Here is a 25,227-nt window from a genome sequence, read left to right as displayed (position 1 = left end):
CCTCACATGCGCAATCCCGACAGCAGTCTGACAGCGCACGGCCATCGTGCGGGCAGACCGGCCGGTCATGGTGGAGCACGTCAGAGAGAAACGCACACAGCCGATCTCACCCCGAGTACCGAGAAGGAGCTCCCCATGGCCGCACCGCGCCGCACCACCAATCAAGCCCACGCCACGCGTCGTCGCCGCGTTCGTCGCTACGACCCGCGCAGCCGTCAATGGCTGTGGATGTGGGTGTGATCCGACGCCGGCCCCCCCCCGATGTGATGACCCCGAAGTGATGACCCCGATGTGATGGCCCCACCCGATCTCGGGTGGGGTCATCGTCGTCGAAACGCTCAGAGGCGCAACCTCACCCGGCCGAGGCCGCCACGATCATCAGAATGAACATGATCAGCAACAGGAACATGCTGACCGCGAAGATCGCGATGGTCGCGCCCATGCCGTTGTACTTCTGCGGTGCGGGGCCCAGCGATCCGCCGCTGAACACCCACACCGGCGCGCGGTATTCGAGTTCCACCGGCTGACCGGGATGGACCATGACCGGCAGGTCCGCCGGCCCGATGCGCGGCGGCAGCAAGTAGGGCACGTGCACGTGCAGATGATGCTGGCCGGGTGGCAACGGGATCTCGTTGCGGCCCCACGACGTCACCGGCAACTCGTGGCCGTCGACGCTGATCTTCGGCTTGAAGAATGCCAGCATCCACGACAGCGGGAAGTACTTGGTGGTCAGCGCGATTCCTTGCTGCTGACCCGCGACTCCCTGGGGTCCGGGATGGGCCGGCGGGGCGGCGTGACCGGCCGCCGGATAAGACTGCTGCGCGGGCTGTTGCGCGGGAGCGCCGTAACCGGCCGGCGCCGCGCCATATGCGGGGGATGCCGGTGGCTGTCCGTACTCCTGCCCGGGCTGCCTGTACTGGGGTTGCCCGTGCTGGGGCTGTCCGTGCTGTGGTTGACCGTACTGAGGCTGTCCGTACTGGGGCGGCGGCCCGTACTGCGGTTGTCCCTGCTGGGGTTGACCGTACTGGGGTTGACCGTACTGGGGCTGGCCATACGGGGACTGGCCCTGCGGTGGTTGCGGACTGTTCACGGTTGTTCCCCGCTCCTGTGTGATACCTCGAGCGCGGACCCGGCACCCGGCCCGCAGTGGACCCAATGTAGCGCGCAGCGCGTCGAACTCAACCCGGACGCTGGAACTGCCGGAATTGTCGTGTCACCAGGGTCATTCGGAAGACCCACCACGGAAGACCCACCACGGAAGACCCACCACGGAAGACCGCGAGTACGTCGGGTCAGGGCGACGCCTGCGCCGCGCGGAAGGCGGCAACCACCTCGGCGGAGATCCGGCCCCGATCGGACACGGCGATCCCCGCCGCCCGTGCCCACGACCGCACGACGGCCGGAGCGGGCGGGCGATCCGCGCCGGAGGCGTCAACCAGGGACGCAGCCGCCGTCTCACTCAACGCCGTCTCACTCAGCGCCGTCTCACTCAGCGCCGTCTCACTCAGCGCCGTCTGACTCAGCGCCGTCTCCGACGACTCCGCGGTCCGGTGCAGACGCCACTCGCTCAGGCACGCACCGAACCAGCGGTACAACCACTCCTGCGCCAACGCGCGCGTCTCACAGAAGACGATGGGTACGGATGGAAACCGGGCCTGCGCCTCGCCGACCGCATCGGCCACCGCGGACGCCGACACGTGTTCGAGTTTGAACAGGGCCGAGTACCCGGAGTCGACGATCACCGCCCCGCGGGGTTGTGCGGAGAGGTCGGCGAGCACGTAGGTGAGCTTGCCCGACAACAGGCTTGACGCGAGATCGTCGATGCTCTTGCGTTCGGCGGTGGCCACCAGCGCGTCGTCGTCGAACACGGCGTAGTCACCCACCGGCAGGCTGCGGCGAACCACCTGGGCCTGCTGCGCGGAGAATTTGTAGGCATAGCGTTCCCGGGTGTCGACGACGATGTCGAGCGCCAGGCCGTGCGCCCGAGCGGTCGGCGTGGTGACGTTCGGCCGCGCCTGCTTCGCAGTGCGGCGGGACTGCCAGAACACCATCTCGCGTCCCCGCGCGCGGGTGAGGACGAACTGGGAGCGGTTCTCGCGACCACGATCGAGGACGAGGTCGATCGCTGCACCACGCCGCGTGATGGACCGGATGGCGACCCGTTCGATGATCTCGGCGTCGTCGGGCCACCCGACCACGCGGTGGCAATACACCTTGGACGTGCGCGGCCAGGTCTCGCGCGTCTTCAGCACGATTCCGTCGTCACCGAGCGGCAGCCGCACGAGGTAGGGCAGCGTGGTGCCTTCCTCCGGGTTGTGCGCGATCAGCAGTTCGTCGGACATCGCCTCCAGCATGCCTCACACACCACCCGCCGACCTGCCTCGACGCGACGCCGGGCACACCGGATACCTCACCGGCAACTCCTTAGGCTAACCTAAGCACTCGTTGGACCCAGTGCCAGTGCGTCGAGTGATCTCCTCGACCTCGCGCCGACGATGACGAAGGGGGGACCTGCCACGTGCTTCGCAAATGGGTGGTGGTCTTGAGTGTGTTGCTGATCGGGTTGATCCCATTCGTGGGTACCCCCACCGCGTCGGCCGCCCCGCAGCCGACCACCACCGCCAAGCCCGGTGCCGGCACGGTGATCAGCTCCACCGACATCACCGACCAGCCCGATGCGCGCATGACCGGCGCCAAGAAGGTCATCGCCGTCACCTACCTCTCCGAGAACGCCCAGGGCGACCTCGTCCCGGTGAAGGCCACGGTGTCGATCCCCGAGACCAACCCGCACGGCCGGTACCGCATCTTCGCGTGGGCCCACGGCACCGCCGGACTCGGCGACGAGTGCACCGTGACCGACCGGATGGGTGTGCGCATCAACGGCAAGGAACGCTGGCACGACTGGATGGGACCGTGGTTGAGTGACGGCTACGTCATCGTCGCCTCCGAGTACGCAGGTGTCGGCGGACCCGGTGTGCACGCCTACTCCGACGGACAGATGCAGGGCAAGAACGTCATCGACTCCGTCCGCGCCGCGCGCACCGTGGTCGAGCGGTACGGCGACGGAAACACCGCCGGCACCGGATACCTCACGTCGGGTGGCTCGCAGGGCGGGCAGAGCGCCATCTTCGCTGGCCATCTCGCCCCGACCTACGCACCGGAACTGCGCAATGTGGGTGTCAGTGCCCAGTCGGTGCCCGTCGACATCGCCGAGATGCTGGCGGTTGTCGCGCCCGGCGTGCCCCCGATCGCCATCCCCGACTACGTCACCTACGTCTCCTATGTGCTGGCCGGCCTCAAGGTGTCGCGTCCCGACATCGACGTCGACTCCTACCTGACGCCGCTGGGCAAACGACTCGTCGACCAGGCCGCCACCGCCTGCTACCCCGAGTTCAGCCCGGCGACAAGCCAATACAACGTCGGCCAGATGGTGTCCCGGCCGCTGTCGGAAGGACCGCTGCTCGACGCGGTCCGTGCCAACTCCAACGTTCCCGACTCGGGGTATGAGGCCCCGATGCTGATCCAGCAGGGGTTGCTCGACCCGATTGCACCGGCCGCGTTCACCTCGGCGTGGGTGGATCGTGCGCGGGCCAACGGTGCCCGCATCGACTACCGGACATACCCGGGGGCCACGCACGGTCTCGGTGCCTACGCGGAAACCGAGGCACACAAGTGGGCCGACACGCTGGCATGGCCGACGAACTGACTTGCTGAACGAACTGACGCCGCGGGTGTGAGACCCGCGGCGTCAGCTCGGACGAGGCGACGTCAGTGCGCCGTCGGATGCTGGTCGGTGCCCCGTTCGGCGACGTGATCACCGGTCAGGGCGATCACCCGCAGCGCCGCACGGAGTTGGCGTGCGGTGTCCGCCCACGCCTCCCATTCGGCGCGACACTCGCCTTCCTGGGACCCGTCGCGGTCGATCGCGGCCCGATCGGCGGCGTGGGCCCAGATCGCGTACTGCTCCTCGGCGATGCCCAGGTACTCGAGGATGGCGGCGGCATCGTCATCGCAGATTGCGGCCACCTGTTCCGGTTCGAGCGGGCACTCGTCGCTGTCGAGTTCGATGAGCCGGATGAGTGTCTCGGGGAGGTCGGCGTCGAGCAGGGTCCCGTCGGTGTCGGCGAACCCGGACCCACCCGTCAACGACGCGGTGTCGGCCGGGATCGTGTCGTCGGCCAACGCCGCCTGGATCTGGGCGCGGCCGAAGTCCATGAAGTTCAGCCATTGGGCTATCCCGGCCGCCAGGTTCTGTCGGGAGAAGGCGGAGACCTCGACGGTGAGCACCGCGACCATGCACCGGTCATGCATGATCAGTTTGATCCCGGTGAACGGCAGGGTGCTGGTCGCGATGAACTCGTAGGCGCGCCCGAGGTCGGGGGCGGAGTCGACGACAGTCCCGAAGAACTCGACCGTGGGGCGATCGGTGAGGACCCGCAGCCACGACGAGGTCTCGCCCGTCGGCATCGGGATGTCACCGTCGGGGTCGACGACCACCGGATAGCCCGACATCGATTCCAGTGCCGCGTGCACCATGGCGCGCAGTTCGCTGTGGTTGTGGGCGATGGTGACCACCTCGCGGGCCCATTCGCGGGGAGCGGTGTGCGGGTCGTCGAGGAAGGCGGGGTGCACGACATCCCACACCTCGCGGAACGTCGCGATCACCCGGGCGGCGAGGTCGTCGACATCGTCGCGGCCGACGGCGGATCGGAAGTGGTTGTCGCCGGTCCGGGTCCAGCCGAGCACGCCGAGACCCCAGATCTGCTCGGTTTGTGTCTCCGGATGCGAGTGCAGGTCCCCGGAGTTGATGGTCGCGCAGATCCGGTCGTCGTCGGTGACGGTGAACTCGACGACGCCGTGGGCGCCCTCGGGGATGGAGTGGTTCTGTTCGGCGAGCAGCGATGCACCCGGGGCGAGCTGGGTCAGGCGGTCGGCGAGCTTGGCGCGGTACTCGGTCCAGGCCGTTCCGATGGTGCCGTCGAAATCACCCATGTCATTACCCCTTCGGACCTGTCGCTAGGGCGAGGCTACGGTCCGACCGTGAGCTGTGGAGTGTTGCGACGCAGGATCCCACTGTTTGTATGACCCGTATGTCGGGGACATCGCGCCGATCGTTACCCGAATGTCGCGGACGACCGTCACAGGGATGAATCAGCCGGTGGGGTCGATGTCGCTGCGCAGGTGCCCGGTGATCTCGTCGATCTTGGCGCCGGTGGTCGGGGCGAACGACGACTCGTCGAATCGTGGCCGGCCGTCGACCTCGAGGTGATAGCGGGTGAGCTGATCACGCACCGGGTCCTTCATCTCCGCCAGCACGAGGTTCATCTCCTGGGACCGGAGGAAGTCGTCGAGTTCCACCAACTCGTCGACGGCGGTCGAGTCGATCTCGGTGATGGGTTCGGCGGCGATGATGACGGTGTGCACGCTGCGTCCGTCGGCCAGCGCCGCGACCACCCGCGACCGCACGTAGTCGTCGAACATGCCGCCGTTGGCGAAGAACAGCGGTGCGTCGAAGCGGACGATGACGACGCCGTCGACGGGTCTGGCCTCGGGATGCCGGGTGAGGTCGTGGTATCCCCGCAGGCCGGGCACGCGGCCGAGTTCGGTGCGATACGGCCGCCACGCCAGGTTGACGAACGCCACCAGCGACAGCACCACGGCGACGATGATGCCCTGGAGCACGCCGACCAGCGCCACTCCGAGGAACGCGACGACGCTCAGCGCCCCGTCGACCCGGTTGATGCGGAACAACGCCGCGGTGCCGGGGATGTCGACGAGGGAGACGGCCGCGGCGATGACGACCGCCGCCAGCGCCGCCGACGGTAGGTAGGCGGTGACATTCGGGGCCACCAGAATGAAGACGACGATCAGCACCGCGCCGACGAGGGACGCCAATTGTGTTCGCGCCCCGGCCTGTTCGGCGACCGGGGTGCGAGACGACGACGCGGAGACGGCGAAACCACCGAGGAATCCACCGGCGATGTTCGCCGCGCCGACCGCACCCATCTCCTGATTGGGATTGACCGCGGTGCCGGCGCGGGCGGCGAAGGTCCGCGACAGCACGCTCGTGTCGGCGAAGGCGATGAGCGCGATGCCGGCGGCCGGTCCGAGCAGGGACAGGGCGTCGTGCCAACTCACCCCACCCAGGTGCGGCGACGGTAGTCCACGGGGCATCGCACCGGCCACCGGAAGACGGTCCTGCCATCCGAAGGCCGCGACGACGATGATCGCGCCGACGACGGCGACGAGTACTCCGGGAATGGACTTGCGCCAGCGTTTGAGGCCGAAGATCACCGCCAGACAGACGATGCCGATGACCGCGGGCAACCACTCGATCTCGGAATGCGTCACCGCGTACACGATGTCGCGGACCTGCTCGATCACCGAATCGCCCTCGATGCTGAAGCCGAGGAGTTTGGGGAGTTGGCCGAGCAGCACGATCAAGGCGATGCCGTTGAGGTAGCCGATGCGGATCGGTTTGCTCAGCAGGTCGGTGACGAATCCGAGCCGCAGCACGGCCGCGACCAGCAGCACCAGACCGACCTCGATCGCCAGCACCCCGGCCAGCGCGATCCGGTCCTCGTCGACGACGGCGAGGGGGATGATCGCCGCGGCGATGATCGGGGCGAGTGAGGAGTCCGGCCCCAACACCAGGATCCGGGAGGGGCCGACGAACGCGTAGACCAGCAACGGGACGATCGTCGCGTACAGGCCGGTGACCGGTGGAAGACCGGCGACCTCGGCGTACCCCATACCGGCCGGGATCAGCAGGGCGGTCACCACGATCCCGGCGACGAGGTCACCGCGGAGCCACGACCGGTCGTAGTGCAGCAGGGTGTGCAGACCCGGGAAGAGCCGCGCGAGCCCCGACAGCGATGCCATGCCGAGGATTATCGGTCCTCGCCGCGTCGAGTGGGCGCCGATTCCCGTCGAGTGGGCACCCTTTCGCGTCGAGTGGGCGCTGTTCCGCGTCGAGTGTGCGCTGTTCTCCGTCGAGTGGGCGTCCGCCGGTCGGTCAGACCGGGCTCAGACCCACCAGCCGGCACAGGCGGTGCTCATCGATCACGTGGATGGTCTGGCCGCGGCGCTTGCGTTCACGCACCGAGAACAGCTTCCGTCCCTCGAATCCGCCGACCGTGTTGTCGATCTGATGTGCCCGCACCAACACCGACGTGTCGTCGCTGACCGCCGACTGCACGACGCCGCCCGCGTCCTCGATGAGATCGCGGAGTTCATCCTGGGTGCCGGTCTCGAAGCGGCCGGTGACCACCACCCGCTGATCACGCAGCGACGCGGGGCCACGCGTGCCGCCCATGTCGACGGCGCGGAGGGACCCGATCGCCTCGAGCGCGGCGGTGCCGTCGACGTAACGCAGACCCCGCGCCGCCGTCGCATGCCAGATCCAGCACTTGAGATCATCCGGAGCAGTCAGATCACGGATCCGGGAGACGTCATCGTTGGTCCAATCCCGTCCGGTGAGCAGGGTGCAGGCCAGCAGCCCGACCTGATAGATGTCGAGCCAGGTCCCCCAGTGCCGGTACTGGTCGACGTCGGCCGGCATGTAGGCGGGGGTGTAGGCGTCCAACGACGACCCGCCGGGTGTCAACGAGTGCTTGGCGATCCCGAAGTCGCCGAGAGCCAGACGCCCATCGCGCAGGAATACGTTGGTGGGCTTGATGTCCCGATGGGTCACCCCGGCCGCGTGCATCAGTTTGAGTACCCCGAGAAGATCACGCAGTTCGCGGCGCACTCGCGCCGGTGGCCATCCGTGCCACTCGGGATCGTCGACGAGATCGCCGACCGTGCCCTCCCGCATCAGCTCGGACACGATCACATACCGGGTCACCCCGCGCGAGCCGGTGCCGAAGGCAAACGCGTCGACGATCTCGACGACCTCGCGGCGCCCGGCGAGAAGGTTCCCCATATGCGCCTCGCCGTGCCAGTCCGCGGCACTGGCACAGACTTTCACGCAGACGTGCCGGACCACCCGATCGCTGGTCTGGGCCAGCCGGGCCGCTCGGTACACGACGCCGAAACCGCCGCCGTCGAGTGCACCGTCGATGCGATAGCGGTGACCGGTATCGCCGGTGATGATCTGGCCCACGCGAAGCGGCTGCCGTGCTCCTGCCACCGCTCCACGGTACGACTCGATGATGGTGCCCGTGTCGCGCGGTCCACCGCATGGCCGCGTCTCGGGCCGACCCGGACCGACCCGACGGGAGTGACAATGATGACGCACGCTTTCCCCTTCGATTCCACTCCTATTTCTGGGCATTCAAGAAATCGCCGGACGCTTTGCCCGAAATGGGGTTACCGTCATCCACATGAAACGGCCGAGAAGGTCACATACAGCCCGCATTCTTCTCTGTGTTTCGACGGTGTTCTTTGTCAGTGCTGCGGCAATTCTGGCTGTCGGTACCGCGTCCGCCGCCGACACCACCTACACGGTCAAGGCGAACCTGAATGGGCAGTGACTCGACAATTCCGGTGCGATCGCGCGCGCCGGTAACGGGGTGCTGTTGTACTCGTGCAACGGCCAGGCGAACCAACGATGGACGATGGACTCGTCCGGTCGGGCGGTGGTGCAAGGGTTCTGTCTGCAGCCCGTCGGAGGTGTGATCGCCAACGGCCGAAACCTGCAAATCGCAAACTGCTCAACATCTTCCGCGCAGAAGTGGAAGCAAGGAGCGAACAGCTCACTGAGGCCCGGCGGGACCTCCTACTGTCTGACCGCGGCGTCCGGAGCGGTATCCCTGCGCACCTGTAGCGGAGCGACGAACCAGAAGTGGACGCTGAGCGCTGTCACCACGAGCACCACCACAACCACGACTACGGCAGCGCCGGCGACGACGACGCCGTCGACCACGACGACCGCACCACCGACGACGACGTCTGCGGCGGTGACCAATCCGTCCGGGCAGGCGGCACCGTCGGGAGATCTCACCGGGTGGCGACACATCTTCGTCGATGAATTCACCAAGGATGCCGCAATCGGTTCCTGGGCGAATTCCTGTGAACCGGACAAGATCGTTTACACCGGAGCACAGGGCCAGAAGTGGCGCACCTACCCGCAGTGCTATCTCGACACCTATCAGAAACGTCCCTACCGACCCGACGCCGTGCTCAGCGTGACGGGCGGCACCTTGGACTTCTACCTCCATCAGGTCGACGGCAAACCCGCCGGTGCCAACCCGTCACCGCTGATCACCGGATCCAGTCAGTACCAGTCCTATGGCCGGTACTCGGTCCGCATGCGCGTCGACCGTCCCGGCCTGAACGAGTACTACGTGGCCTTCCTGCTGTGGCCGCAGTCGGAGGTGTGGCCACGAGACGGCGAGTTCGACTTCCCCGAAGGTGGCCTGGCCGGCAACGCCGGAGGCTTCCACCACTATTCGGGCGTGGGCGCCTGCAACGGATGCCAAGCGGTGGCGACCGACATCGGTGCCTCCTTCACCCAGTGGCACACCTACACCATGGAGTGGAGTCCGGGCCGCATCCGCTACCTCCTGGACAACACCGTCGTCCTCGACAGCTCCTTGTTCGTCCCGAGCGGTCCGATGCGCTGGCAATTGCAGGCCGAGACCAACGGCAACGGCAACAGCGCCGGCCACCTTCAGGTCGACTGGGTGTCGGTGTGGGCCTACAACGGCTGACGGCCTCACACTCCCGTTGGGCGAGGTCTCGACCCTATCCCGCTGGCCGGCCACCTTTCCGCTGGTAGCCCCCTTCCGCTGGTAGCCCCCTTCCGCTGGTAGCCCCCTTTCGCTGGAAGCCTCCTTCCGCCGGTAGACCCCTTTCGCTGGAAGCCTCCTTCCGCCGGTCGAGGAGTGAGGAGCGCCAGCGACGAGCCTCGAGACCTGGTGGGGTGTGGCTGGTGCGTGCGTTGGGTTTTCGGCTTGCGAGGTCTCGATACGCGACGAGCTCGCTTCGCTCGCGCGGCGCACTCGACCGGCGGGGTGGGGGCGCTCACCGGCGGCGGTCGGCGGCGGTCTGGGTATGAGGAGCGAAAGCCTTGCGGTGAGCCTCGTCGAAACCCTTTTCGCCGGTCGAGGAGTGAGGAGCGCCAGCGACGAGCCTCGAGACCTGGTGGGGTGTGGCTGGTGCGTGCGTTGGGTTTTCGGCTTGCGAGGTCTCGATACGCGACGAGCTCGCTTCGCTCGCGCGGCGCACTCGACCGGCGGGGTGGGGGCGCTCACCGGCGGCGGTCGGCGGCGGTCTGGGTATGAGGAGCGAAAGCCTTGCGATGAGCCTCGTCGAAACCCTTTTCGCCGGTCGAGGAGTGAGGAGCGCCAGCGACGAGCCTCGAGACCTGGTGGGGTGTGGCTGGTGCGTGCGTTGGGTTTTCGGCTTGCGAGGTCACGATACGCGACGAGCTCGCTTCGCTCGCGCGGCGCACTCGACCGGCGGGGTGGGGGCGCTCACCGGCGGCGGTGGGCGGCGGTCTGGGTATGAGGAGCGAAAGCCTTGCGATGAGCCTCGTCGAAACCCTTTTCGCCGGTCGAGGAGTGAGGAGCGCCAGCGACGAGCCTCGAGACCTGTTGAGGTGCAGCTGGTTCCGTCCCCACGGTGTGCAGAGATGACAACGCAACCCAACGTAACGGGCTCGGACACCAAAGTGTCCGAGCCCGCCGCCGGAACAGCCGTCCAGCGATCACGAAGTTCGCGTCAGCCCTTCAACACCCGGTAGAACGCCGTCTCGAACTCCATGTACTTGGTGAACGAGGTCGGATCGCCGAACGGCAGGATCTGGGTGGCCCAGTATCCGCCGTAACCGTTCTCACGGTCGATCCAATAGAAGAGATTCGCCAACCCTGCCCAGCCGAGCGCGCCCGCCGGCCGCCCGGTCGGTGCCTCCTCGTTGTTGATCATGAACGGCAATGACCACGACTTCGACTGCCCGGGAAAGAATTCCGCATCGTTGGACAGTGACGGGATGACGCCTGGCAGCATGGTCACCGGCAGATCGCCGAGATGATTGCGCACGGCCATCTCGACGGTGTCCTCGCGCAGCACCCGGCCGTGCTCCCCGGCACCGTCGTTGAGCCACATGCGGATGAACTTCATGTAGTCGCCGACGGTGCCGTAGAGGCCGTGTCCACCGAAGTCGATCTCCGGCGGTGACGGCAACTCGAAGTCCATCGGCGTCAGCGACCCGTCGGCGTTGCGGGCGTGCATCTCGGCGAGTCGGGAACGGAAGTCGTCGCGCAGGACGAAGCTCATGTTCTCGATGCCGAGCGGGCCGAAGATCCGCTCGGCGAAGACGTCGCCGAGTCGTTGCCCGCGAAGACGTTCCACCACCTGACCGACCCAGTCGATGTTGGTGCCGTACTGCCACCGCTCACCCGGATCGAACAGCAGTGGCGTGGTCAGCGCCGCCTTCGACGCAGTGATGACGCTCGGCTGTCCCTTCTCCCCGGCGAGCCGCGCGTACTTCTCGTCGAAGAAGTCGTAGCCGAATCCTCCTGTGTGGGTGAGAAGTTGACGTGTCGTCGGATAGGACCGCGGGGCCCGCAGGATCGGTTCTGAGTCGGCGTCGAAACCCTCGATCACCTGCAGGTCGCCGATCTCGGGTGCGTACTCGGACGCGGGCCGGTCGAGGTCGAGCAGTCCTTCTTCGACGAGTTGGAGCGCGGCGGTCGCCGTGATGGCCTTGGTGGTGGAGAAGATCGCGAACACGTCATCGGTGGTGATCTCCGCGTCGCCGCCGAGCCGGCGCCGGCCGGCGGCGCCCTCGTACACGGTGCCGTCACGGTCGGTGACCATCGCCACGACGCCGGCGACCGGTTGCTCGGCGTCGACCGCGGACCGGAGTATGCCGTCGGCGGCGCGCTGAAACACTGCCCTGTCGAAAGCTGTTGCTGTGGTGGACATGTCAATGAGCCTTTCGTGGATTTCCTGGAGTGTGGCCGGTCATCAGGACAGTGCGAAGCCCTTGTAGCCGGCGGCCGCGGCCTCGAGCGTGGCGGCCCGGTAGGCGCCCACGCCGCCGACGTAGGACAACACCCGCCGCGGCTTGCCGGGCACGTTGGAGCCGGTGTACCAGGAGTTGGTCTTGGAGATCAGGTTGGCGTCGGCGAGTTCGTCGTGGTGTGCCACCCAGGCCTCCTCGCCCTCCTCCGTCGGCTCGATGACGGTCTTGTCGTGGGCGCGCATGTACGCGATGGCGTCGGCGATCCACTCGGTCTGCTGTTGCAGGCAGGTGGTCATGTTGCACAGGGCGGCCGACGGTGCGAGCGGCACCGCGGTGGTCAGCATGTTGGGGTAGCCGTGCACCATCAGGCCCATCGTGGTGCGGATGTCGCGGCCCCAGTCCTCGGCCAGTGACCGGCCGCCGCGGCCACGGATGTCGATGCGGGTCAGCGCGCCGGTTCCGGCGTCGAAGCCGGTCGCCATGACGATGACGTCGAGTTCGTAGACGGTGCCGTCGGCCAGGACGATGCCCTCGGGCGCGATCCGCGTGATGGGGTTGTTCTTGACCGGGACGGCGTCGACATTGTCGCGGTGGAAGACCTCGAGGAAGTTGGTCTCCAGCGGAACGCGGTGGGTGCCGAAACCGTAGTCGGTGGGGATCAGCAGTTCCTCGAGTTCCGGGTCCTGCAGCCGGGCCCGCATCTTCTGCCGGACGAACTCCGAGATCTCCTCACTGACCTCCTCGTCGGAGAACAATTCGGCGAACGACGCCAGCCACAGCTTGAGCGAGCCGTTCTCGTAGTCGTCCTCGAGCCGGGCCAGGCGCTGCTCGGGGGTGAGGTCGTCCCACGCGTCGGTGAAGTCGTATTCGAAACCGGTGAAGGTGTTGGGCAGATTCTGCTGGAACTCAGGCAACCGCGACTTGTACCAGGCGACCTCGTCGGGGCCGTAGCTCGGGTTCTTCATCGGCAATGCGTACTGCGGAGTGCGGATGAAGACGTCGAGGTGACCCACCTCGTCGGCGATGGTCTGGATGACCTGAATGCCGGTGGCACCGTTACCGATGACGCCGACGCGTTTGCCGGCGAGGTCGACGCCGTCGCGCGGCCAGCGCGCGGTGTGGAAGATCTGTCCCGCGAAGTCCTGCTGGCCCGGGAACATGTCGGACATCGGTGCCGAGAGCATCCCGCAGCAGGTGATCAGATACTGGGTGTCGATGGTCTCACCGGAGTCGGTGGTCACGGTCCATCGGTTGGTGTCCTCGTCGAACTCGGCGCGCTCGATGGTGGTGTTGAACGAGATGTCTCGGCGGAGGTCGAGTGCGTCGGCGACATAGTTGAGCCACTGCTCGATCTCGGCCTGACCGGGAAATCGTTGGCTCCAACTCCAGCCGTTGTAGAGGTCCTCGTCGAAGAGATACTGGTAGATGTAGGCTTCGGAGTCGAACTTCGCGCCGGGGTATCGGTTCCAGTACCAGGTGCCACCCACACCGGATGCGGTGTCGTAGGCGCGTACCCGCAGGCCCTGTTCGCGGAGTTGATGCAGTTCGTACAGTCCGGCGACGCCGGCTCCGATCACCATCGCGTCGAGTGTCGTATCGGCCATTGTTTCCTCCAGTGAGTGTGAGAGCGATCACGTGAATACCGATGGTTGACCTGTCTCACACCGTGGCGATGTCCCAAATTGGGACGCTCAACCTGTCCGATCGGCGGTGGTCGAGCCGTGGACGGCAAGGAATAATCGGGTGTGGCATGGGTCACATGAGGTGTGGCCGCGACGAGAGGAGCCGAGTGGCCGACCCGCGAGACCAGCAACTGCGAATCGCCGCCGCTCGCGCAGACTTCCTGGAGTACGGACCCGAGGGCGCGGCCGGAGTGGGCGACGTGGTCGCGGCCTCCTGGGCGCGCAGTCGCTCCGCGGGGCTGGACGCCGACCGCTATCGGGTGAAGTACCACGACGACATCGATTTCGATTCCCGGCTCTCGCGGTGTGCTCGCCCCGTCCTGGCACGGCTTGCCGACGACATGTCCGACGTCCCGGTGACGATCGCGTTGACGGATGCGCGGGCGCGGATCGTGGAGCGCCGCGACTGTTCCGCCGCGGTCGGCCGCGTCCTCGACCGCGTCGATTTCGATCGGGGTTTCTCCTTCGAGGAGAGTGGTGTCGGGACCAACGGGGTGGGGACGGTGTTCGAGGTGGGAGCGCCGGTCAGCGTCGTCGGGTCTGAGCACTTCAACCAGTCCCTGGTGCAGTTCGCGTGTACTGGCGCCCCGATCCTGGATCCGATGACCGGCCGGGTCGCCGGGGTGCTGGACGTGAGCATGCTGGTGCAGAGCTGGAACGGTCTGGTGGAGGCGCTCGTGCGCTCCGCTGCCGCCGATATCGGTCGCAACCTGTTGCTCGATCGCAGTGCGTCGACGCGCGCGTTGTTCGAGTTGTACCTGCGGGCGAGTGCCCGATCCGGGCAGGCCGTGATGGCGGTCGGCGAGACGGTGATGGTCAACGAATCGGCCCGGGCACTGCTCGGTCCCGAGGAACAGAACACCATCGGCCAGTACGCACAGTTCCTGATGACCAAGCAGGAGAACGCCATTCACACGGTCACCCTCGACAACGGTCGGCTTATCCGGATGCGGGCGTCCCACGTCGGCGCCGGTGACTCCGCGGGGGTGGTGCTGCTGCTCGACGAGGTGCGCACCACGGTGACGCCGTCCCGTGGTGACCGTGCGGTGACCGCAGGACCCGCGGCGCCGTCGGACGCCGGTGCCGGGCGGCCGCACCGGATGCGTAGTCCCGCGTGGGTGACGGCCTATCGGGATGTGGCCCGGGCGCTCGCCGACGGCGAGGCGACGATCGTCATCGGCGAACCCGGGTCGGGGCGCCGGTCCATTCTCATCGAGGCCTACCAGAACGCCGACACCACACATCCGGTGGTCGTCGTGGACACCGAGGCGCCGCATGACATCGAGACCCTCACGCGCGCGGTCACGGCATCGCCGGGTGGGCTGATGGTGATCCGTCACCTCGAGCGGCTGTCCACCGAGGCGCTGCCCGGCGTGCGCACACTACTCGAGGCGGCGGATCGGTCAGGGACCGTCGTCGGTGCGACCATCGACACGTTGCATGACGACGCGGTCGGCCCGTACACCGATCTGCTAGGCCGCTTCGTTCGCGCCGTGCACCTGCCGCCGCTCCGGCTGCGCGGACCGGACCTGGAAGTCCTGATCGACGACATACTCAAAGGCATTGCACCACAACGCAACACCAGGGTCAGTCCGCAGGCGCTGCGCGTGCTGGCCGCCTTCTCCTGGCCGCAGAACCTGACTCAGCTGCGCACCGCGCTCGAGTGGGCGGTGCGGGTGCGCCCGGTCGGAGAGATTCAGCCGGAAGACCTCCCCGGATTCTGCCGCACCACCGCGCGTCGCGTGCTCACGCCCATCGAGGTCACCGAGCGTGACGCGATCATCGCGGCCCTCGGTGAGGCGGGCGGGAACCGGGTACGCGCGGCTCAGGCGCTGGGAATGTCGCGCAGTTCGATCTACCGCAAGATCCACGGGTACGGCATAGTCGGCCTGTGAACCGTTGCCCGATCACACCCCACCGGCATGCACCGCGAGCATCCGGGTGACCGAGTCAGGCCACTGGAATCGGGTGGCGCGTTCGCGTGCGGCACGTTCCCGGTCATGTCGGGGGATGGTGAGCACCCGTTCGATGGCGTCGGCGAATCCGCTGCCGGAATTGTCGGCGAGGGCACCACACGACTCGTCGACCATGCCGGCCACCGCCGACGACCGTGACCCCACGACCGGTGTGCCCGATGCCAACGACTCCAGCGCTGAGAGACAAAAGGTTTCGTGCGGGCCGGGCGCCAGTGAGATGTCGGCACTGGCGAGCAGCGCGGCCACCCGGTGGCGGTCGGCGAGGTGACCGAGGAAGGTCACCGGCAGTCCGCGGGCCGTGTGCTGGAGGGCGCCACGCATCGGTCCGTCCCCGGCGACCACCAGGTGAACGGGCATCCCGGCGCGATGCAGGCGGCCCACCGCGGTGACCGATCGGTCGGCGCGCTTCTCCACCGAGAGGCGTCCGCAATGGGTGAGCAGCGTCGCGGTTCCGTCGGTCCAGCGCGCACTGAGCTGCGGGTCGAGGTGACGGGGCGCGAACTGGTCGAGGTCGACGCCGAGCGGTGCGCGCACCAGGTTGTTCGCGCCGATGCGTTCGAACTCCGCGGCCGCGAAATCGGTTGTGCAGACCACGGAATCGTAGGAGCGGACGGTGTCGGCATTGGCGCGATCGGCCAGCGCCCGGGCGATCGCGGCCGGAAGGAACAGCGACAGCAGGCGGTCCAGTCGCTCATGGGAGACCATCGTCGAGTGGATGTCGCGGCGGCGTGCCCAGGCGCCGAATCCGCGCAGCGTCAACCGATCCGACACCTCGAGGGCATCCGGACGCAGATGCTCCAGCACGTCGGCGACCCGACGCGCCGAGGCCAGCCGGTAGCCGCCGAAGAACGGGATTCGTGGTGCCGGTACCGAGATCTTGACGACACCCGAGGGCATGATCTGTTCGTCGGGTGCCGAGCCCGGGACGACGAGGACGACCTCGTGTCCGGCGGCGAGGTATCCCGCACCCCAGCGGTCCACGGCCGTGCGCAACCCACCCGAGCGCTCACCGTAGAAGTTCGCCAGTTGGACGATGCGCACCCGCCCAGTGAGCCGGGTGTCGGTGAACGCAGCGCAGCGCCTCGTCGAGGGTGGGGTGAACGGCGGCTGTACTCTTGCGCCGAACCGATCTCCGACGACGAATCCGGTGCTGCCGCAGCAGAATCCTCACGGATTCACGCAGTGCCTCACCCGGCGGCGTCGAGCCCGCGCAGCGCGTCGACCGGGTCGAGACTTTCCGGCGACAGGTGTTCGCGCACCACGCGAGCGGTTTCGGATTGCACCAGCGCGTTGACCGGTGTCGGCACCCCGTGCAGGCGGCCGAGTAACACGATCTCACCGGACAGGTAGTCGATCTCACTGGTGCCGCCGCCGCGCACGACGCTCTGCCACGTCGAGTTGCCACCGCCCTCGGCACCGCTGCGACGACGCTGAATGTGGTTGCCGCGCCGCTCTTTGTCGGTGGCGTCGCTGACCGCCGCGATTCCGGCGGCGGCCAGGACGGACTCCCCTTCGGCACGGGCCAGACGTGTCAGTTCGGCACGGGCGTTCCCGTCGTCGCGGTAGCACGCGTCGACGCCGTTGCCCAGGTTGGTGATCAGTTTGCGGTACTTCCAGGCGGTGATGTCGGGTCGGGTCCGCGACGGGAACGACGCCGCCCGAAACCGTTCGGACAGTTCGTCGGCGACGGCGTCGACGCCACCGGGGAAGCGGCCCACGTCGAGGATGCCCGGTGCCGCCGACGACCCCTGCACCACCACACCGGGATCCACGTGCCAGGCCGGCAGCATGACGCACACCGAGTACACGCGCGGGAACACCCGGAGGAGGGCCGGTTCGTTGGCCACCCCGTTCTGCGCCGACACGATCGGGATGTCCGACGGCGCGTGCGCCCGCAGGTCGTCCAGAGCCGCGGCGGTCTGCTGACTCTTGACGCACACCAGGACCACGGAGTCGTCGGTCCAGTCGACTTCGGCGGCGCTGCGGGCGCTCGGGATCGGCTGCACCAGAAGACCACCGTCGGTGTCGAGGATCAGCCCCTTCCCCCGGATCGCCTGCAGATGCGTGCCGCGCGCCACCAGCGTGGTCGGCGTGCCGGAGGCGAACAGGTGAGCGCCGATGACCCCGCCGATCGCGCCGGCGCCATAGATGACCACATGCATGCACCCCAGCCTAGGGCGGGCGGCCGGCCGGTCAGCCGGTCGGTCGCTCGAGCAGCAGGATGGCCTCGGTGAGCACGGTTGCGAAGATGGTGAGGTCGGCGGCCATCGTGGCGCACAACTGCACGTCCTCCACTGGGGCGTGACGATTCCGGGATTCGTTCTCCCTTGTCCGCCATTCTTCGATCATCTCCGCACACACCGCCGCGTACTCGCGGAGCCGATCGACCTTGCCGCTGACCAGATGCGCGGTGCGTTCGGCGGACAACCCGTCCTCGATGAAGATCCTGAGCAGGGTCTGCATGCCGATGGGCACCGAGCTGTGGGCGCACTCGTGGGTGCCGGGACCACCTCCGTTCAGCAACGACACGATGTCGCGCCCAACGGAATTGACGAAATCCATCCACAGCTGCCAGGCGGCCTGGAGATTGTCGGGGTGGAACACCGCGCACTCGAGGGAGTACCGGGCGAACAGATGTCCGTTGTCGATCACCAGCGTGACGTGCGAGAGCCGCGCGCTGTAGTCGGTGACCAGTTGCGCGAGTACCGCAGCAGGTGGAATCCGGTGACCGAGAGTGGCGACGAACTCCAGACGCGGCCCCGCCTCGCAGACCACGACACGCGACGCGATCTCGTCCGTCAAGGGCAGTTCGATCATCTCGTGATCATCGATCTCGAGTTCCCGATGCACCAACGCCGACAGCACATCCCGGGCAAGGGTGATCAGCTGATCCGGGGCGGTGATCCGGATGGCCGTCGTTGTGGGACAGCTACATTCATCGTCGAGGGGACCGGCGTTGTCGTGGGCGTCGGCGTGCCCGTGTTCCGGTTGCGCGCTCGGCAGATCGGGGACGCTGCTCAGGTGGCGTTTCGGAGCATCGGGCACCGCCGGCGGGGGCGCCGGTGCGTCACGCGGCCCGAACGGATCGTGGACCGTGACGAACGACGGATGCGGAAGGTCCCACAGGCCGCGGAGTGCGGCGATGATCTGCGCGATCAGGTCATCGATTGTTCGCCGACCCACCTCATACACGACCTGGTGCCGGATCTTCTTCCATTCGCCCGCACCGGTCTCGCGGAGGCGATTGGCGATGGCGTTGAGGGGGAGCATGGGCTGAAAGGCGGGACTGCCGATGCCGGCGCGCACCCGTTTCGACCCGGTGACCGTGACCTCGATGAGGGTGCGCCACTTGGTCGCGTCGGAGAGTGCGAACTCGATGGACTGCCCGCGTTCCAACTCGGCGAAACGCACACGCAGCGTGGCGGCGAACTCCTCCCATGCCTGCTCGACCAGTGCGTCGTAACCGGATGTGGTCATCGTGCCCCCAAGGTGTCGTCGTAGAACGTGTGTTCGATGAAGACGGTACGGGATGCCACCGACAGAGTGGCGTGGCCGAGCTGCACCCGTGCACAACCGCACCGACACCCTCGGCAACCCATCACGCTTCGGCAACCCATCACGCCGCAGCCTCGCCGTGACGCCGCACCCGACGGCGCTCGGGTGGCCGCCGCGCCGCATCATCCAGGGCGACGAGCAGGCGCTGCGCATCGTGGCGCAGGAACTCATTCCAATTGCCCAGCGCCGATTCGAGATTCTCGCGATGGAAGACCGTCGACTCGAGCAGGAGGTGGGCGTAGATCCGCGTGCCGCGGGCGACGAGACAGACGTACGGATTCGACGTCCGCTGCCGCGCCACCAGCATGGCGGCGTCGTCGGGATGGGTGGCGGCGTCGTTCAGCGAGGCCCACAGCTCGATGCGCGGAGCGTCGGCGTGGATGCTCATCGACGTGGGTACGGGCAGCGTCGGGAGGTGCAGATCGCCCAGGTCGTCGACGTCGGGGGCAACCCCGGCGATCGCCTCCAGCGCGTCCACCACCAGACCGCGCAGATGAGCCGAACTCCGGGTGCGCTGCCCGACCTCGATGAGGGGTTCGGCGAGGCACGGCGGCTTCTCACCCGGCTGCGACAGCATCGACGGGTGCAACACGTCGCCGACCTCACGCAGCGTGACGACGATCAGGGCCGCCAACTCGTCCGCGCGCTGCGTGTCACCCTCGGCGATGAAGTCGCCGTCGAACTGATGCCGCCAGCCCAGCGAGTTCATCGCCTCGAGCTGGCGCGGGAATCGTCCGCTGTCCCGATACAGGTCAAAGGGGTGCACCGTGAGCCGGACGCGCCGCGTCACCGTTGCCGAGATCTCGATGCGAATCTGCGCCGCGGTCCCCTCGGGGTCGGCGCTCACCGCGAAGCCGGACGTGGGTGTCACGTCGTGCAATCGGTCGGCGAGGTCGATGCGGTAGCGGCGCCAGGCGTCGTCGATGGCCGTGTCGAACTCGCTGCTGTCGAACTCGGTGTTGTCGAAATCGTTGTCGCTCATGGTGTTCCCCCAGGATCGCGATCGGTGTGCGCCGAGCGTACGGACTCGTACCCCTCACCTGCGCCGATGCCGGTCGATGCGGCGGCGACCCTGTGGATGAAACCAGGTCTGTGGATGGTGAATCGCCACGAGCGTCCTCCGGACCCGCGTAGTGTGGGCGAACGGGGTCAACACAATTCGACATCAACCACTGGAGGTCCGAGATGTCCGATGCCCGTGACACCGTTCTCGCCTACGCGCCGAACGCCGATACCGCCGTCATCGACAAGATGGCATCCACCTATGCACTCGCACTTCGCAATCGAGATGCGGCGCTGGTGTCGGCGAGTGATCCCGCAGAACTGAAGACCGTGCGGGAGAACTTCCTCAAGAAGAAGCTCGGTCTCACCGACAGCGACGCCGATCTCGACAAGGCCATCGCCGACGTGTTGGCCGGCATGAAGGACGGCAAGTCCAATCCGCGCCTGGCGGTGTACTACCTGCTGGCCGAGAAGTTCGGCAAGCTCGACGTCTTCAAGTAGCACGTCGCAATGGCGGACGGCCCGCGGATCTCACCGCGGGTCGTCCACCGCCGCGAGGAGGGCTTGCGCACGCTGATCGTCGATGAAGGACGCGCGAAAGGAATTGCGCGCCAATCCGATCAGGGTCGCGTCGTCGATTCCCAGGGCATCCCGGACCTCGCGGTACGTGTCGGCGACGTAGCCACCGAAGTAGGCCGGGTCGTCGGAGTTGAGGGTCACCATCAGGCCCGCCTCGAGCATCGCGGGCAGCGGATGTTCGCGCAGGTCATCGACCGCACGTAGCCGGACATTCGACAGCGGACACGCCGTCAGTGGGGTCCGATCGGCAGCCAATCGTCGCACCAGGGCGGTGTCCTCCATGCACCGAATCCCGTGATCGACGCGTTCGACGCCGAGAACGTCGAGGGCCTCCCAGATGTAACTCGGCGGTCCTTCTTCGCCGGCATGAGCCACCACATGCAGGCCGGCCTCCCGCGCCCGGGTGAACACCTCCGCGAATTGTCCTGGCGGATAACCGACCTCGGCCGAATCCAGTCCGACGCCGATGACGGTGCCGACGTAGGGTTCCAGCGCGTCGAGGGTGGCATGGGCCTCGGCGACCGGTCGATCGCGCAGGAGGCACGCGATCAGTTCTGCGTGTGTGCCGGTCCCGGCCGATGCCGCGTCCAGGCCCCGGCGCAGCCCGGTGATCACCGCCGACAACGGGACACCCCGCGATGTGTGGGCCTGCGGGTCGAAGAAGATCTCGGCATGCCGGACACCCTGCGTCGCGGCGGTCCGCAGATACGCCGACGCCAGATCGGCGAAGTCCTCCTCGGTTCTCAGGACCGCCATGCAGGCGTAGTAGAGGTCGAGAAAGTCGGGCAGATCGGTGAAGGCATGCGCCCGCCGGAGCTCGTCGACGTCGGCGTAGGGCAACGTGACCCCGTTGCGATGGGCGAGAGTGAACGCCATCTCCGGTTCGAGCGTGCCCTCGATGTGCAGATGCAACTCCGCCTTGGGCAACCGCATGAGCGTGGCGTCGTCCATGGTGGTCCATCCTGTCACCGTGTGTGACGACGTACCGGTGGTTCAGGCGGCGCCGCCCACACCTTGACTTCAAGTGAAGTTGAACTCCTACCGTCGTCGGGTATGACCCGACAGATGCAACCGGCCCGTCGTCAACCCATCGGATTCTGGACCGCGCGGGTGGGATCGGCGATCCGCACCCGTACGCGCTCCCGGCTCGCCGAGGTCGGTGTGTCGCAACCCGAATGGTGGCTCCTGCACCAACTCTCGCTGCACGACGGCGGGATCGGCGTGGACGAGGTGATCACGATCATCGGACCCAACGACACAGATCAGGCCATTCGCCACGCCATCGTCGACGCCCGGTCCAAGGGCTGGATACACGACGACGACGGGCGGTTGGCACTCACCGAATCCGGCGCAGAACGCTTCCGGCACGCGGCCGAGGTGCAACGCGAGTTGGAGATCGAGCGACGGCAAGGAATCTCCGACTCCGACTACGAGACCACCATCCGGGTGCTGCAACGCACCGCCCGCAATGTCGGGTCGGATGCGTGGCATTGGTGACGCGAGGGCGATCGCCGAGCGTGGCCGTCGGCGTCAGCTCCCCTTCTGCAGGCTGACGCTGCGATTGGCTCGTGCGAGATGTGCGAGCGCAATCTGTTTGGCGGCGCGGAACTCGTCCGCGTCGAGCAGGCCCCGCTCATAAAGACCGGCAAGCCGTTCGATCTCGTCGGCGATGCCCGAGCCGGTGCCGGTCTCTGCCGGCGGCTGCGCACCAGCCGGAACCGAACCGACGTGTGATGAGTCCGCGGCGGGAGTTGGGTCCGGAGCTGTGGGCACGGCAAACGAAGAAGGCATGGCCGGGGCCTGCATGGTTCGTACGACGGGCGCGCTGCCGGCCGGGTGGCTTCCCTGTCTCTGGAGATAGGTGAGGTAGTGGCGGATGAAGGCCTCTTCCTCGCTGTCGAAGCCGCCGAAGTTCACCTCGCCCTCCGGCGTGGTGACGACGAGTTGGGGCATCCCGCCCTTCTTGCCGGTCAGCTCGAATGAGGCGATGTCCGCGGCCGAGACCTCGTAGATGACCTGCTTGTCGGGCTTTCCGTAGGTCACGAAACCGACGACTCGGGTGTTGGTGATGGCCGTGCCTTCGGACATCGGCTTGAAGCGGCTGGCGGTCACGAACGCCCAGACCAACTCGCCGGGACCGAGGACGGGTGCGAGCTTCTCCGACCACTTCTCGGCCCGCTTGGGCTTCACCTTCGGGCTCAACTCGGTCACGACGCTCCCCTCGCCTCACGCTGCTCCATCAAACGCCGATCCTCGCACGCGGACGGATCGGCGCTCATCCACCCTTCTTCAGGCTCGTCGACCGTCCGCGGCTCGCCATCGCGGTGATCGCGGCCTGCTTGGCGGCGCGGAACTCATCGTCGTCGAGAATGCCCTGCTGATGCAGTTCGGCGAGCTGGGCGATCTCCTGCGCGAGACTCGGTGCCGAGGCCGCGGGAGAGGACTGAGGCGCCGACGCCGCCGCTGGAAGGTCCGGCGATTCGTCGACATCACTCCCCGCAGAGGGACTGAGCTCGGCGGCTGAGGAGTCGACGCGGTGTCGCGGTGGCAGCGGCACCACCGGATCGGTTCCCCGACGATGCAGTTCGGTGAGGACGTGATGGAGGTACGCGGCTTCGCCGGGCTGGAACTTCCCGAAGTCGGTCTCACCGAAGCCGGCGGTCACCACCAGAGATGGCAGCAGGCCCTGCCGGACCGACAGGTCGAAGCCCACGATGTCATCCGCCCGTACCTCGCTGGTGACTCGTTGAAGCGGGTCGCCCGAGGTGGTGAAGCCGATGACGCGTGCATTGGTGATCGCCGTGGCGACGGAGAACGGGTTGTACCGACTCGCGGTCGCGAAGGCCCAGACGATCTCTCCGGGGAACAGCACCGGGGCCAGGGCTCGTGCCCACGCCTCGCCCTGTGCGGGTGTCACCTTCGGACTTCTCTCGGTCATGCGCCGCTCCTCGGGCCGAGTCCTGGTGGACGTGACGGATCATCCCACGTGGTTGTGGCGTTGGCGCCGGTCGTGGCCGGGTTTCATCCGACTGGGGGGCGCAGGTCAACGTGTTGTGCCGCTGACGTCGGCGTGCGCGGCCGAGCAGTGAGCGCACCCACCGAGAACGATCTGTGAGGTTCGGTAACGAAATCGCAGGCAACCGGCGATGCACTTGTCGTGACGCGGGTTACGCAAAGCGGAACTATGCGACAACCTCACATGTCGTGGTCCGCGGCCCGCCTCACAAGGAACTGCCGCGAACTCGCTCGAGCTGGACAGAGGGCATCGAGTCGAACATCGGGCGCCAGGCTCAGATGTCGAAGCCGTTGCATCGCCGCCGCACGTAGCGCGGTATGAGCCGCAAGAACCTCGGAGTCGCAACGATGCGACCCGGCGTGAAAGGAACACTCCCGTGACCGATCCCAACAATCCGCAACAGCCCGGCGCCGGCGAGCCATATGGGCAGGGGCAGCCATATCAGGGCGGGCAGCCGTTTGGCGCGAACCAACCGTATGGCGGCGGACAGCCGTATCCCCAGCAGCCCTATGCCGGCCAAGGATATCCACCGCCGCAGCCGCCGAAGAAGCGGAAGATCTGGCCGTGGATTCTGCTGGCGGTCGTCATCGTGATCATCGCGTTCGTCGGCGGATGCGTCGCGCTCATCGGAGGAGCGGCTGAGTCGATCGACAACGAATCGAATCGCACCGTGACGGTCACCTACGAGGTCACCGGCGAAGGTCAGGCGTCCAGCGTCACCTACACGACCAACGATGTGAACGTGTCGCAAGACACCAACGCCGCGCTGCCGTGGACGAAGGACGTCCAGATCAGTGGTCTGGGCAAGTTCGTCTCCCTGACAGCGACCAATGACTTCGACGCTTCGGGTTCGATCACCTGCACGATCAAGCAGGGCGAGAAGGTGATCAGCACCAATACGAGCTCTGGTCCCGCCGCAACCGCATCATGCTCCGGAACTGCTGACTAGTCCCGCCGCCCTCTGGCACGTACGGTTCCCCGGTTCTTCCCAACGAAGGGCCGGGGAACGTCGTCCTGGTGGCTCAGAAGTGCTGAAAATACGCGTCTGACCAGGCGATTTGTAAAACGGCACGGTGGTGCGTAACTTATATCGAGTCAGCGCGCCGCGGCGCCGCCCCGGAGGGCCCGAGAGGGACTCACCAGGGGAGAGGAAACCGGGCCTGCGCAGACCGCCCCCGAGAAATTTCTCGAGCACAGTCACGTGCCAGGGAAATGGACGGGAACCGCCCGACAGGGCACGAACCAAGCCTTCACCGAGGCTGCTTCCTCTGGGAGTAGTTCGGGTGGGTGTGTGTTCTTTGAGAACTCGATAGTGTGTTGGTGGATTGTTTGATGCCATTTTTTTGAATGGTATGAAACGAATCTTATTTGTGATGCCGCCCCGCGTGTTGTGGGGTGGTGTTTGTGAGTTTGTTTTTTTGCCAGTTTTTTGGATTGTTTTTTGGTCAGGTTCTTTTTGTCTCTCTGGCTGAGATTGTGTTGAAACTTTGGTTTCAGTGTTTTTTC

The 25,227-nt window shown here is 66.8% G+C and carries 22 protein-coding genes and 1 pseudogene; 7 read left to right on the top strand and 16 right to left on the bottom strand.

Annotation, left to right across the window (positions count from 1 at the left end; genetic code table 11):
* Positions 1–352: 352 nt before the first annotated feature.
* The gene (locus tag ABLE94_RS12965) at positions 353–1,090 is read right to left on the bottom strand and encodes a hypothetical protein (RefSeq protein ID WP_348805357.1); all 738 of its coding nucleotides are present in this window, start codon (positions 1,088–1,090) and stop codon (positions 353–355) included.
* A gap of 202 nt (positions 1,091–1,292) precedes the next feature.
* A complete protein-coding gene (locus ABLE94_RS12960) occupies positions 1,293–2,342 on the bottom strand; it encodes an ERCC4 domain-containing protein (protein ID WP_348805356.1) in 1,050 nt (349 codons plus the stop codon).
* 176 nt (positions 2,343–2,518) lie between these two features.
* On the opposite strand from ABLE94_RS12960, the gene ABLE94_RS12955 reads away from it, so the two are divergent.
* Positions 2,519–3,706 (top strand): lipase family protein, encoded by a 1,188-nt coding sequence (locus tag ABLE94_RS12955; RefSeq protein ID WP_348808942.1) that lies wholly within the window; start codon positions 2,519–2,521, stop codon positions 3,704–3,706.
* Positions 3,707–3,768: 62 nt separating this feature from the next.
* On the opposite strand, the gene ABLE94_RS12950 is transcribed toward ABLE94_RS12955, so the two are convergent.
* From ABLE94_RS12950 to ABLE94_RS12940, 3 genes are all read right to left on the bottom strand, one after another.
* Positions 3,769–4,992 (bottom strand): TY-Chap domain-containing protein, encoded by a 1,224-nt coding sequence (locus tag ABLE94_RS12950; protein WP_348808941.1) that lies wholly within the window; start codon positions 4,990–4,992, stop codon positions 3,769–3,771.
* Positions 4,993–5,151: 159 nt separating this feature from the next.
* On the bottom strand, positions 5,152–6,882 hold the full coding sequence (locus ABLE94_RS12945) for a SulP family inorganic anion transporter (protein ID WP_348808940.1): 1,731 nt from the start codon (positions 6,880–6,882) through the stop codon (positions 5,152–5,154).
* 133 nt (positions 6,883–7,015) lie between these two features.
* Positions 7,016–8,131, bottom strand: coding sequence for a protein kinase domain-containing protein (locus ABLE94_RS12940; RefSeq protein WP_348808939.1), 1,116 nt, complete (start codon positions 8,129–8,131; stop codon positions 7,016–7,018).
* Positions 8,132–8,513: 382 nt separating this feature from the next.
* On the opposite strand from ABLE94_RS12940, the pseudogene ABLE94_RS12935 reads away from it, so the two are divergent.
* Positions 8,514–8,729, top strand: a pseudogene (locus ABLE94_RS12935) (ricin-type beta-trefoil lectin domain protein); the annotation flags it as partial.
* On the opposite strand, the gene ABLE94_RS12930 reads toward ABLE94_RS12935, so the two are convergent.
* Positions 8,720–8,908 (bottom strand): hypothetical protein, encoded by a 189-nt coding sequence (locus ABLE94_RS12930; protein ID WP_348809045.1) that lies wholly within the window; start codon positions 8,906–8,908, stop codon positions 8,720–8,722. The pseudogene ABLE94_RS12935 and the gene ABLE94_RS12930 overlap by 10 nt on opposite strands.
* Here ABLE94_RS12930 and ABLE94_RS12925 point away from each other — a divergent pair.
* Positions 8,901–9,653 (top strand): glycoside hydrolase family 16 protein, encoded by a 753-nt coding sequence (locus ABLE94_RS12925; RefSeq protein WP_348809033.1) that lies wholly within the window; start codon positions 8,901–8,903, stop codon positions 9,651–9,653. The genes ABLE94_RS12930 and ABLE94_RS12925 overlap by 8 nt on opposite strands.
* A gap of 1,012 nt (positions 9,654–10,665) precedes the next feature.
* Here the strand turns inward: ABLE94_RS12925 and acmB are convergent.
* Both acmB and ABLE94_RS12915 read right to left on the bottom strand, forming a co-directional pair.
* A complete protein-coding gene (gene acmB / locus ABLE94_RS12920) occupies positions 10,666–11,871 on the bottom strand; it encodes a methyl acetate hydrolase AcmB (protein WP_348808938.1) in 1,206 nt (401 codons plus the stop codon).
* Positions 11,872–11,913: 42 nt separating this feature from the next.
* Entirely contained in the window at positions 11,914–13,515 is a 1,602-nt protein-coding gene (locus ABLE94_RS12915; RefSeq protein WP_348808937.1) for a flavin-containing monooxygenase, read from the bottom strand.
* A gap of 185 nt (positions 13,516–13,700) precedes the next feature.
* Between ABLE94_RS12915 and ABLE94_RS12910 the strand changes: the two genes are divergently transcribed.
* Positions 13,701–15,488, top strand: a complete 1,788-nt coding sequence (locus tag ABLE94_RS12910; RefSeq protein WP_348808936.1) for a sigma-54-dependent Fis family transcriptional regulator — start codon at positions 13,701–13,703, stop codon at positions 15,486–15,488.
* Positions 15,489–15,500: 12 nt separating this feature from the next.
* On the opposite strand, the gene ABLE94_RS12905 is transcribed toward ABLE94_RS12910, so the two are convergent.
* From ABLE94_RS12905 to ABLE94_RS12890, 4 genes are all read right to left on the bottom strand, one after another.
* Positions 15,501–16,610, bottom strand: coding sequence for a glycosyltransferase (locus ABLE94_RS12905; protein ID WP_348808935.1), 1,110 nt, complete (start codon positions 16,608–16,610; stop codon positions 15,501–15,503).
* Between the two features lie 146 nt (positions 16,611–16,756).
* A complete protein-coding gene (locus ABLE94_RS12900; protein WP_348808934.1) occupies positions 16,757–17,731 on the bottom strand; it encodes a ketopantoate reductase family protein in 975 nt (324 codons plus the stop codon).
* A gap of 31 nt (positions 17,732–17,762) precedes the next feature.
* Positions 17,763–19,046 carry a TY-Chap domain-containing protein gene (locus ABLE94_RS12895; protein WP_348808933.1) on the bottom strand — a complete coding sequence of 428 codons (1,284 nt, stop codon included), beginning with the start codon at positions 19,044–19,046 and terminating at the stop codon, positions 17,763–17,765.
* Positions 19,047–19,185: 139 nt separating this feature from the next.
* A complete protein-coding gene (locus ABLE94_RS12890; protein ID WP_348808932.1) occupies positions 19,186–20,106 on the bottom strand; it encodes a TY-Chap domain-containing protein in 921 nt (306 codons plus the stop codon).
* A 203-nt stretch (positions 20,107–20,309) separates the two neighbouring features.
* Between ABLE94_RS12890 and ABLE94_RS12885 the strand changes: the two genes are divergently transcribed.
* Positions 20,310–20,627: a DUF2853 family protein gene (locus tag ABLE94_RS12885; protein WP_348807631.1), complete on the top strand. Its 318-nt coding sequence runs from the start codon at positions 20,310–20,312 to the stop codon at positions 20,625–20,627.
* A gap of 30 nt (positions 20,628–20,657) precedes the next feature.
* Here the strand turns inward: ABLE94_RS12885 and ABLE94_RS12880 are convergent, their stop codons facing one another.
* Positions 20,658–21,656 carry an adenosine deaminase gene (locus ABLE94_RS12880; RefSeq protein ID WP_348808931.1) on the bottom strand — a complete coding sequence of 333 codons (999 nt, stop codon included), beginning with the start codon at positions 21,654–21,656 and terminating at the stop codon, positions 20,658–20,660.
* A gap of 102 nt (positions 21,657–21,758) precedes the next feature.
* Between ABLE94_RS12880 and ABLE94_RS12875 the strand changes: the two genes are divergently transcribed.
* Positions 21,759–22,202 carry a MarR family winged helix-turn-helix transcriptional regulator gene (locus tag ABLE94_RS12875; RefSeq protein WP_348807633.1) on the top strand — a complete coding sequence of 148 codons (444 nt, stop codon included), beginning with the start codon at positions 21,759–21,761 and terminating at the stop codon, positions 22,200–22,202.
* A gap of 33 nt (positions 22,203–22,235) precedes the next feature.
* Here the strand turns inward: ABLE94_RS12875 and ABLE94_RS12870 are convergent, their stop codons facing one another.
* Positions 22,236–22,916: a hypothetical protein gene (locus ABLE94_RS12870; RefSeq protein WP_348808930.1), complete on the bottom strand. Its 681-nt coding sequence runs from the start codon at positions 22,914–22,916 to the stop codon at positions 22,236–22,238.
* A gap of 64 nt (positions 22,917–22,980) precedes the next feature.
* Entirely contained in the window at positions 22,981–23,643 is a 663-nt protein-coding gene (locus ABLE94_RS12865) for an SHOCT domain-containing protein (RefSeq protein WP_348807635.1), read from the bottom strand.
* A gap of 454 nt (positions 23,644–24,097) precedes the next feature.
* Between ABLE94_RS12865 and ABLE94_RS12860 the strand changes: the two genes are divergently transcribed.
* Entirely contained in the window at positions 24,098–24,670 is a 573-nt protein-coding gene (locus ABLE94_RS12860; protein WP_348808929.1) for a hypothetical protein, read from the top strand.
* A 248-nt stretch (positions 24,671–24,918) separates the two neighbouring features.
* On the opposite strand, the gene ABLE94_RS12855 is transcribed toward ABLE94_RS12860, so the two are convergent.
* Positions 24,919–25,227, bottom strand: a 309-nt coding sequence (locus tag ABLE94_RS12855) for a hypothetical protein (protein ID WP_348808928.1), incomplete at its 5' end; no start/stop codon positions are given.

Source organism: Gordonia sp. VNK1 (assembly GCF_040049135.1).
GTDB lineage: Bacteria > Actinomycetota > Actinomycetes > Mycobacteriales > Mycobacteriaceae > Gordonia > Gordonia oleivorans.
Note: the sequence above shows the minus strand (reverse complement) of the source record. Positions and strands in the feature narration are given on the sequence as shown.

Coding starts and splice junctions, on each gene's coding strand:
- ABLE94_RS12865 (WP_348807635.1), bottom strand. CDS start 23,643: ATGACCGAGAGAAGTCCGAAGGTGACACCCGCACAGGGCGAGGCGTGG.
- ABLE94_RS12885 (WP_348807631.1), top strand. CDS start 20,310: ATGTCCGATGCCCGTGACACCGTTCTCGCCTACGCGCCGAACGCCGAT.
- ABLE94_RS12915 (WP_348808937.1), bottom strand. CDS start 13,515: ATGGCCGATACGACACTCGACGCGATGGTGATCGGAGCCGGCGTCGCC.
- ABLE94_RS12895 (WP_348808933.1), bottom strand. CDS start 19,046: ATGACCACATCCGGTTACGACGCACTGGTCGAGCAGGCATGGGAGGAG.
- ABLE94_RS12950 (WP_348808941.1), bottom strand. CDS start 4,992: ATGGGTGATTTCGACGGCACCATCGGAACGGCCTGGACCGAGTACCGC.
- ABLE94_RS12890 (WP_348808932.1), bottom strand. CDS start 20,106: ATGAGCGACAACGATTTCGACAACACCGAGTTCGACAGCAGCGAGTTC.
- acmB (WP_348808938.1), bottom strand. CDS start 11,871: ATGTCCACCACAGCAACAGCTTTCGACAGGGCAGTGTTTCAGCGCGCC.
- ABLE94_RS12875 (WP_348807633.1), top strand. CDS start 21,759: ATGACCCGACAGATGCAACCGGCCCGTCGTCAACCCATCGGATTCTGG.
- ABLE94_RS12960 (WP_348805356.1), bottom strand. CDS start 2,342: ATGTCCGACGAACTGCTGATCGCGCACAACCCGGAGGAAGGCACCACG.
- ABLE94_RS12945 (WP_348808940.1), bottom strand. CDS start 6,882: ATGGCATCGCTGTCGGGGCTCGCGCGGCTCTTCCCGGGTCTGCACACC.
- ABLE94_RS12880 (WP_348808931.1), bottom strand. CDS start 21,656: ATGGACGACGCCACGCTCATGCGGTTGCCCAAGGCGGAGTTGCATCTG.
- ABLE94_RS12900 (WP_348808934.1), bottom strand. CDS start 17,731: ATGCATGTGGTCATCTATGGCGCCGGCGCGATCGGCGGGGTCATCGGC.